Below are 6,713 nucleotides of genomic sequence, written 5' to 3'. Positions count from 1 at the left end.
CGTACCGTTTTACGAGAGACTGGCGGGGAAGTTCCGCCGGTCTACTCACCAGGTGGCTAAATATTGATTCAGATCGATAAACAATACCTTTGGATGCGTCTATGATGGAGGCTATAAAGTAAAGTTCAATGATCCAGGGGGCGTTTCCGGAGGCATATATGAGCAGCAGCGAAGTTTTTCATCTCGGCCTGACCCAGGAGGCTCTGAATGGTGCCACACTGGCCATTGTCCCCGGTGATCCGGAACGGGTCGAACGCATTGCTGAACTAATGGATAACCCGAAAAAGCTGGCCAGCCTCCGGGAATTCACCACATGGCGTGGGGAGCTGGAAGGTGAGTCTGTTGTGGTTTGCTCAACCGGTATCGGTGGACCTTCTACGTCTATTGCCGTAGAAGAGCTGGCACAACTGGGTATCCGTACTTTTCTGAGAGTAGGCACCACCGGCGCCATCCAGCCCCACATCAATGTGGGGGATGTCATTACTACCACCGGTTCCGTTCGTCTGGATGGCGCCAGCCGACATTTTGCTCCAATCAGCTATCCTGCCGTTGCCGACTTTCAGTGCACCCGTGCCCTGGTAGATACCGCCGAACAAAGCAGGCTTAACTACTGGACAGGTATTACTGCCTCCAGCGACACCTTCTACCCCGGTCAGGAACGTTATGACACCTTCACCCAACGGGTTAGAAAAGAGCTACAGGGCTCTATGGCAGAGTGGCAATCGATGGGGGTGCTTAACTATGAAATGGAGTCCGCAACCCTGCTGACCATGTGCGCTGCCATGGGGCTTAAAGCCGGGTGCGTTGCCGGAGTCATCGTTAACCGCACCTGCAATGAAACGCCGGATCCTGAAAAGCTGGCCAGTGTTGAGCCCAACGCGATTAATACCGTGATCGGAGCCGCAAGGCGCCTTCTGGGAAGCACTGACTGAAAACCCCGACTTTACTGACTTAATATTGAACCGGGAGTCTGGATGGATGCGGGGGGAATAAAATTGGGAATGATATGATGTTCAGGTGAGGCTCTTTTGCTACAGACGTTACCAATATCTTCATCCAGCGGTTCTGTGGATCGGTCCGGAGATACTTCCCCGACAGATCAACCACAGGTCAGCTGGAAGCGCTGGGCAATTCGTGTACTCTCAACGACTGCCGCCATTGTGTCCGCAGCCTTTGCTTTGAGCGCGATCTTTGCAGGATTCCCCGCCACAGCAGCGGTTTTTGGAGCTATTACCGTGGTTTCTTCAGATTGTGCCGTCACTGCCTTTGAACAAAACAGTACTACTCCTTCAATATTGCGCCAAGATATCAATATACCGGTTGTTATACCCAAGCCCCGTCCTGACACCACATCCCACATTTTGTACAGCCAAGGGTACGAAATTGTCGATGTTCCTGGCGATGGCGATTGTTTTTTCCATGCTGCTCTTGTGCCATGTGAGCATTGCCCCGGCTGGAATGCTCACACCTTACGCCAACAAGTGTATGAAGAAGCAAAACAATGGATACATGAATACGAAAACAATCATTTAAGTTTCAATGAATACGAAAACAATCATTTAAGTTTCAATGAATACGAAGGCTGGCGGGATCCTGTGTTTGAAGAACACCTTTACTCCTATTTAACGGATGATTCCGAGCACGTTGGCATGACCGGTATGGACGCAATCAAATATGATGGCGAGTGGATGTATACATTCATCGTCCCCCTGGTTGCCAGAGTGCTGGAAAAGCCAGTCATTTTAGTGAATGACACTGGTACCATTATGACTGGTGTTAATGCCAATGGTTTCTACTTGTCCATCCCTGACACTCAGCTGAAAAACTTTGATTTAAATAGGCTTGGAGATTTTGTATTACTTGAAGTCATTGACGATAATCACTTCAGAGGCTGCAGAAAGCGCAGCGCCATTCCTGAAGATCAAGACAGAAAGATCTATCCCGGATCACCTCCCGGGCAAATTTCCTCAAATGCGCCCTTATTTGCGAAGCCAGATAAAACGCTGAAGCATATCGTTTGCAACCCCCCCCCCAGACCTGACTTAATGTCTGAACGAAAGCTTGCGTAGAATCAACACTCTCCAGCGGCAGAGTATAGGCCTTTTCCCGCTGGGCAATAACCTGCCGATCCTGCCCTTCCAGCAACCAGGCCACGCTGATCCGCAACTGCCGGTTCACCAACGCTATAGACTGAACATCAATAAACGCGACCACTTCCGGGCGTTTATCCCGAACCCATGGGCCTGAGCTTACCCAACTGCCGGAGTGAACCTTTTGACGCAGATTTTGCACCATAGCCTGTGTCAGCAGCTCCGGTAAGGGCTCCCCCCAGTGATGGTTCACAGAGGACTGTAAACGAACACCACCATCGCTCCAGGTAATCGTTTTCTTATCCAGCCAACCGACAACATTCACCGGAAAAACCCCCAGCGTAGTGGGCATGTCGGAAAGCTTTTTCTGCTCTTGTGAAACCGTTGCCGCTACCAGCGTATAATCGTGATAGGTTGGATTCTTCACTGAACAGCCCGACAGCAACATGATCAGGAAGAAAGCCTTTGCAGCAACAGCTCTCTGACATATAACAAGGTTCAATATACGGAGGTAACGGCTCAACGGGCGTCTCCTGACTGTCTGCCAAAGATAATCGAATCGGGCTGACGCTGCAGCAGGTCAGCCAGATCGTCCACAGCTCTGGAGGCACGACTGATATCTTTTGAACTCTGCGTCAGCTGATACATCAATGGCGAGTCAGCCGCCAGCGTCTCTTCTGCTGAGGACATGGTCTCCTGAAATTGCAGCATGGTTTCATTCAGCCGCTGTATGGCTGCAGGTAACTGGGTTTTCAGTAATGCTGTCACTTCCCCGGCATCCTGCGACATGGCGGCAAACTCGCTGCGAATGCCCGCCATGCTGGAGCTCATCTCATTGGACATAGCTTCCATACTGACAAATGCCGTATCAACATCATCAATCAGTTTGTTCAGCCGATCATCTCCGGTCAGCCTGGCCAGATTATCCAGAACGCTGGTTAAACTACTGGCCATTTCTGCCATATTAATGCTCTCAAACCGCTCAATAAACTCTTCCAGGTTATTGGGAACTGTGGGAATCTGTGGATACTCGGTAGCCACAGGTTGCATTTCCGGCAGGGAGTCAAAGAAATCCACCTCGATATACAGCAATCCGGTCAATACACTCTGCAGTCCAATCTGGGCACTGAGCCCCTGCTTCAGCAACTGTCCCAGCACATTATGGTCACTGCTTTTCCCCTGTTCACTGATGGCATCCGGGTACATATCAATAGTGACCACATTCAAGACCTTCTGGTGATTGTGATACAGCCTGGTCTTGATTGTGACCACTTCACCAATTTTCACACCACGCAGAGTTACGGGAGCGCCAACATTCAGGCCTTTTATTGAGCTGTCAAACAGGATTTGATAACGCTGGACATCCTTCCGGGAAAAACCATCCGCATTAAGAAACAATACCAGAGCAATCGTCATGGCAATGATCAGAATGACAAAAAGGCCGACAGATACCGACAAGGATTTTCTATTCATAGGCTTCTCTCAGAAAAGCGAGCTTAACTAACCTTAACTCATTGAGTCGCTTTGTACATTCCCCCGTCTTTAACACTCACCTCTGGACAAAAACTCTCTGACCAGGTCGTGTTTACTGTGCTTAAGCATATAGTCGGGAGACCCGGTATCCAGCTGGGTTTTGCTGTTGGCATCGAGGTAAACCCCATTGCTGCCAATGGCAAAAATACTGGCCAGCTCATGGGTGACAATCACGACCGTGGCACCGGTGGAATCCCTTAATTGCAGAATCAGGTCATCCAGCCGTCTGGCGCTGAGAGGATCCAGTCCAGCCGAAGGCTCATCAAAAAACAGGATATCCGGATCCAGGGCAATGGCTCTGGCCAGCCCTGCACGCTTACACATACCACCACTGATCCGGGATGGGTAAAAGTCTTCAAAACCGGCCAAACCCACCAGCGCCAGTTTATAACGCACCATATCCCGAATATCTTTACTCGTCAGTGTCGTATACTGTGCCAGTGGCAGGGCAACATTTTCAGCCAGTGTTTTATCGCTGAACAATGCTCCCCCCTGATAGGTAACGCCCCAACGTTTCCGCATTGCCAACTGCTGCTTCGGGGATGCGGTAAAGTAACTCTGTGCACCAAACAGGATGTCACCCTCTGCCGGCTCATAGAGCCCAATCATATGTTTCAGGAGCGTGCTCTTACCGCAGCCACTGCCCCCCATAATGACAAACACATCACCTTTGCTGATTTGAAAATGCAGGTTGGACTGAATCAGGTTGCTACCATACTTCATGGTCAAGCCACGGGCTTCAATCACCACCTCCTGACATTCCTGTTGCAGCTGACCCATGCTCAGATTCCCAGGTGATAAAAAAGGATATTCAGCCCGGCATCGGCCACCACCAGATAAATAATAGCCGTGACTACCGCATTGGTGGTCGCCTGACCTACTGCAGCAGAGGAGCGACCACAAGCCAGGCCAGCACGACACCCGGCCATGGCTATCAATAGGGCAAACAGAAAGCTCTTGGCAACGCCGGTCATGATATCACCCAAAGAGATGGCATCCCTGAGCTGGTAAAAGTACATCAACCAGGTAATATCCATACTGGTAGCCACCAGCCCACCACCAAACATGCCCAGAATATTACTGTACAGGCAGAGTAGAGGAATGGTCAGGATCAGCGCCAGCGTTCGTGGTAACACCAGATAATCCATGGGTTTTATGCCCAGCGTTGTTAATGCATCAATCTCTTCATTAACCTGCATGGTGCCCAGCTGGGCGGCATAGGCGGCACCGGTTCGACCGGACATGATCACCGCCGTCATCAATGCTCCCATTTCACGCACCATGCCAACCCCCACCAGATTGGCAACATACACCTCTGCGCCAAACTGTCGGAGCTGAACCATACCCAGATAGGCAAGAATCATCCCGATCAGGACACTTTGCAGCGTGATAATCGGCAAAGCAGAAGGACCGGATTGATGGCAAAAGTTAATAATATCTGACCAACGAGCGGCCCCTTTTCGGGACAACCAGCGGAACAGAGTCAGTGCCAGTTCGCCGGTAAAAGCCAGCAAATCCATCGCCTCATCACCCAGGCGGGCAACCCGGTTGACCAGCTGATGCAACAGGGATGGGTGTCTTTCCGGTAGCGCCTTATTGGGAGGTACGGTATTGGCAAGCCTGAACAGATCTCTGACATCCTCAGGCAGACCACTGAGATCAAGCTGGCAATGGGAAGACTCCAGCATGCGCTGGCAGGCCAATAGCCAGGCCAGCAGTCTGGAGTCCCATGAAAAGTCATCACCGATATTAAAGGCAACTGTCTTTAATTGACCATAATCCAGCAAGACAGAAAGCTGATCCGGGGCTGGCAAAACACCACTGAACGTCCAGCTGCCCCGCAGCGTGATCACAACCTTTGGGTCAGACACTTTATCAAAGGTCAGTGTCGCCTGGCTCATGCTTATTTGATGCCGTGAAAAAAAGATCAATAATAACAGAAAAACGCCATCAGCAGGCAACAACTCACTGAATAGTTCTATTGCACTTATCTCTCATCAAAACAACTAAATGGTTACTCTCTCAAATATCAAATAATTCAACATTACTTCACTCATCACATCCCGGCATACTTCCAGATGAAAACAAAATTTTTTTTCCTCCCAAAAGCATTTCATTGTATTTTCAAGATAAAATAAAATTCCATTCGCCATCTTCTTAACGGGTAATCCAGGAGTCCCTGCGCTATCCCAGCCCACTCGTTTGATCACCGGAAAAGCATTGGCGCCAACAGGCCCGAGCACAAAGAGGGTTGCTGCAAAAACAGTAAAACTCAGTTAAACATCTCAGTAATACTTAGCGTAATCTCTTCAATTTCCTGAATACTGGCAGGCACCACCAGAATGGTGTCATCCCCCGCCACACAGCCCATAATCCCACCTTTTACCCCAATGGAGTCCAGGAGTCTGGCAATCATCTGGGCGGCGCCCGGGCTGGTTTTGATGACAATCATGGACTCATTGTGGCCAACGTCTTCTACCAGGTCTTTTACCGCGATACTGGAATCCATCTTGCCCAGCTCAGGAGGCAGGCAGTAAACCAGCTTATTCAATGCATTGCGTGCCCGGACCGCACCAAAACGGCTCAGCATGCGCGATACCTTGGACTGGCTGATATTGTCAAACCCCTGCTCCTGCAGAACAGTCACAATCTGACTCTGGGAGCCGCAGCGCTCTTCTTTAAGCAACTGACGGAAAGAGCGAACCAGGGCATCCTGTTTATGGCTAGTCATAGTCGCCAAATAACCTTCCAGAAAAAATGCTGCTTTCAGAGTTATCAGTCATCGGAAGAGAGACTCGCTTTCGGGTTTCGCGACAGCCTCGCTCCTACGTGGAAATACATACCCAAAAACCAGCACAACCTTGGATTTTCCACTTACTGAATCATTTTCAGCAGTGTTCGAAGGGTGAGAGTCATAAATTGGCGACAATTATAGACTCTTACCCCACCGATATGAATTTTCATCCATTTCTTTGTTGTTTTTACCCAAACTGTACCGGACAATTCTGCCATAAATTTCAACCGGCAATAAGAAGATTCGGAATCAACTTGCAAGCTGATCACCAGAGAACGAGTGGCTCTGGCTTTTGA

General features: G+C 49.8%; 8 protein-coding genes and 1 pseudogene. 2 read left to right on the top strand and 7 right to left on the bottom strand.

Annotation, left to right across the window (positions count from 1 at the left end; all coding sequences use genetic code 11):
* Positions 1–158: 158 nt before the first annotated feature.
* Complete coding sequence (udp, locus tag KDK15_RS15800) at positions 159–932, top strand: uridine phosphorylase (protein WP_257296349.1); 774 nt, start codon at positions 159–161, stop codon at positions 930–932.
* Positions 933–1,160: 228 nt separating this feature from the next.
* On the top strand, positions 1,161–2,069 hold the full coding sequence (locus tag KDK15_RS15795; protein ID WP_257296348.1) for a hypothetical protein: 909 nt from the start codon (positions 1,161–1,163) through the stop codon (positions 2,067–2,069).
* Between the two features lie 19 nt (positions 2,070–2,088).
* On the opposite strand, the pseudogene KDK15_RS21560 reads toward KDK15_RS15795, so the two are convergent.
* The 7 genes and pseudogenes from KDK15_RS21560 to KDK15_RS15760 form a co-directional block, all read right to left on the bottom strand.
* Positions 2,089–2,442: pseudogene (locus tag KDK15_RS21560) on the bottom strand (membrane integrity-associated transporter subunit PqiC); the annotation flags it as partial.
* A 167-nt stretch (positions 2,443–2,609) separates the two neighbouring features.
* Positions 2,610–3,563, bottom strand: coding sequence for an MlaD family protein (locus tag KDK15_RS15785; protein ID WP_257296346.1), 954 nt, complete (start codon positions 3,561–3,563; stop codon positions 2,610–2,612).
* 69 nt (positions 3,564–3,632) lie between these two features.
* Positions 3,633–4,403: an ABC transporter ATP-binding protein gene (locus KDK15_RS15780; RefSeq protein ID WP_257296345.1), complete on the bottom strand. Its 771-nt coding sequence runs from the start codon at positions 4,401–4,403 to the stop codon at positions 3,633–3,635.
* A gap of 2 nt (positions 4,404–4,405) precedes the next feature.
* Positions 4,406–5,524, bottom strand: a complete 1,119-nt coding sequence (locus KDK15_RS15775) for an ABC transporter permease (protein WP_257296344.1) — start codon at positions 5,522–5,524, stop codon at positions 4,406–4,408.
* A 105-nt stretch (positions 5,525–5,629) separates the two neighbouring features.
* Positions 5,630–5,866, bottom strand: a complete 237-nt coding sequence (locus tag KDK15_RS15770; RefSeq protein WP_257296343.1) for a hypothetical protein — start codon at positions 5,864–5,866, stop codon at positions 5,630–5,632.
* A gap of 29 nt (positions 5,867–5,895) precedes the next feature.
* Positions 5,896–6,354: a transcriptional regulator ArgR gene (gene argR / locus KDK15_RS15765; RefSeq protein ID WP_257296342.1), complete on the bottom strand. Its 459-nt coding sequence runs from the start codon at positions 6,352–6,354 to the stop codon at positions 5,896–5,898.
* Between the two features lie 143 nt (positions 6,355–6,497).
* On the bottom strand, positions 6,498–6,713 hold a 216-nt coding region (locus tag KDK15_RS15760), incomplete at its 5' end, for a hypothetical protein (protein WP_257296341.1).

The sequence above is a fragment of the Endozoicomonas sp. YOMI1 genome (genome assembly GCF_024606345.1).
Lineage (GTDB): Bacteria > Pseudomonadota > Gammaproteobacteria > Pseudomonadales > Endozoicomonadaceae > Endozoicomonas.
The sequence above is the reverse complement of the archived record's forward strand: the minus strand, read 5'-3'. Positions and strand labels throughout refer to the sequence as shown.

What these genes read in the sequence shown, in the direction of transcription:
- KDK15_RS15775 (WP_257296344.1), bottom strand. Translation starts at nt 5,524, where the DNA reads ATGAGCCAGGCGACACTGACCTTTGATAAAGTGTCTGACCCAAAGGTT.
- KDK15_RS15785 (WP_257296346.1), bottom strand. Translation starts at nt 3,563, where the DNA reads ATGAATAGAAAATCCTTGTCGGTATCTGTCGGCCTTTTTGTCATTCTG.
- argR (WP_257296342.1), bottom strand. Translation starts at nt 6,354, where the DNA reads ATGACTAGCCATAAACAGGATGCCCTGGTTCGCTCTTTCCGTCAGTTG.
- KDK15_RS15780 (WP_257296345.1), bottom strand. Translation starts at nt 4,403, where the DNA reads ATGGGTCAGCTGCAACAGGAATGTCAGGAGGTGGTGATTGAAGCCCGT.
- udp (WP_257296349.1), top strand. Translation starts at nt 159, where the DNA reads ATGAGCAGCAGCGAAGTTTTTCATCTCGGCCTGACCCAGGAGGCTCTG.